Origin of the sequence: Cryomorpha ignava, from assembly GCF_010686655.1 — a bacterium.
GTDB lineage: Bacteria > Bacteroidota > Bacteroidia > Flavobacteriales_D > Cryomorphaceae > Cryomorpha > Cryomorpha ignava.
Genome location: NZ_JAAGVY010000119.1, coordinates 1 through 1,395, shown reverse-complemented (window position 1 = coordinate 1,395; position 1,395 = coordinate 1). Strand labels below are relative to the sequence as shown.

Genomic DNA, 1,395 nt, shown 5'->3' with positions numbered 1-1,395 from the left:
CAGCATGTTTTGCCCAATATTCGCGAAGCGTACTTTTTGCAATTATCCTTTTCATTCACTCTATTGTTAAGCAAATATACGAAAAGTTCTCGAATAATGAACAATTGCGCTTTTTATAAAGGGTAACGGTTTGCCGCTTTGCGAAGGCGGGGATTTTCAGCACTAAACTTCATTAGATGCATAAAGCTTGGATTTAGCACTTCACTGTCATAGAAGTACGAAACTCCCGCTTTTGCAAAACGGCTGTTGTGCGTTCGGCTTTCCTTTTTCATTGGTTATAGTCAGATTACGACCTATCTTTTTTTATTCTGGTTTTGGACCTTTTGAAACAATCGTTCTCACCAAGCCAGGAAACCACCGCTGCAACCAAACAAAAACTCTCCCGTGGGTTGTAAAAACATAATTTCTTCTTCGCTTCATTATGGCCTTCACCATAACTTTCGCAGCTTTATCCGTTGGCCACATTAACTTTGACGGACGTGGATCTGGACGTTCAGGATGCCAAACGCCTTCATTATCAATTCTGGCAATCTCCGACACAACAAATCCAGGATGTATGGTAGTACAACTCACACCAGTACCCTTTAATTCAGCCTGTAATGTCAGACCAATTGAATATACAGCAGCTTTTGAAGCACCATAGGCTCCGACATGAGGATTAGGAAGATAAGCTCCTACACTGCCCACTAAACCAATGCGACCTTGGTTTTGCTTCAAATGTGGCAGGGTATATTTTACCGTCAAGGCTAACCCGGTGACATTACCTTGTAATTGCCTGTTCCAATCTTTTGCAGTCAACTTATCTATACTTCCAAAAACACCAAACCCAGCATTGGCCACAGCAATATCTAAACGCCCCCAAGTGGTTATGATACTTTGCACAGCATTTTCTATTGATTTTTCTTCCATAATATCAACTGGAACTACCAATGTATCTCCACCTGAGTTTTTAATCTCAAGTGCAATCTCTTCTAACAATTCTTTACGTCTAGCAGAAAGCACCACTTTATACCCTAATCTTGCCCACTCAAAGGCCATAGCTTTGCCAATACCAGACGAAGCACCTGTTATCCAAACAACGTTTTCTTTTGTATTTGTCATTGCAAGTTTTATTTAGTTTAACTTTTCGATTTTTAAGCTGACGCACAACGGTTTGTATATGAAAAGTAGGCGATTTCGAAGCACCAAACTTTCGGTTAAGCACAAAGTTTGATACGAGCCAAAACCCTTGAATTTATTACCGTTTCGCCTATTTTTTATATACATTGTTGGCAAATCGTTTATTCTATTATGGTATAATATTCTTTATTGAACGCTTTTGAATGAGCTTTCAATTCATTTTGATTAGCTACCATGTGGAATTTATGCAAAGTCCTGAACTGTGACTTATGACAA

The 1,395-nt window shown here is 39.2% G+C and carries 1 protein-coding gene; it reads right to left on the bottom strand.

Annotated features, from left to right (window positions below; all coding sequences use genetic code 11):
* Window positions 1-303: 303 nt before the first annotated feature.
* Complete coding sequence (locus tag G3O08_RS20645) at window positions 304-1,101, bottom strand: SDR family NAD(P)-dependent oxidoreductase (RefSeq protein WP_163287340.1); 798 nt, start codon at window positions 1,099-1,101, stop codon at window positions 304-306.
* Window positions 1,102-1,395 lie beyond the last annotated feature (294 nt).

Excerpts from the sequence above, each read along its gene's own strand:
- G3O08_RS20645 (WP_163287340.1), bottom strand. The coding sequence starts at position 1,101 with ATGACAAATACAAAAGAAAACGTTGTTTGGATAACAGGTGCTTCGTCT.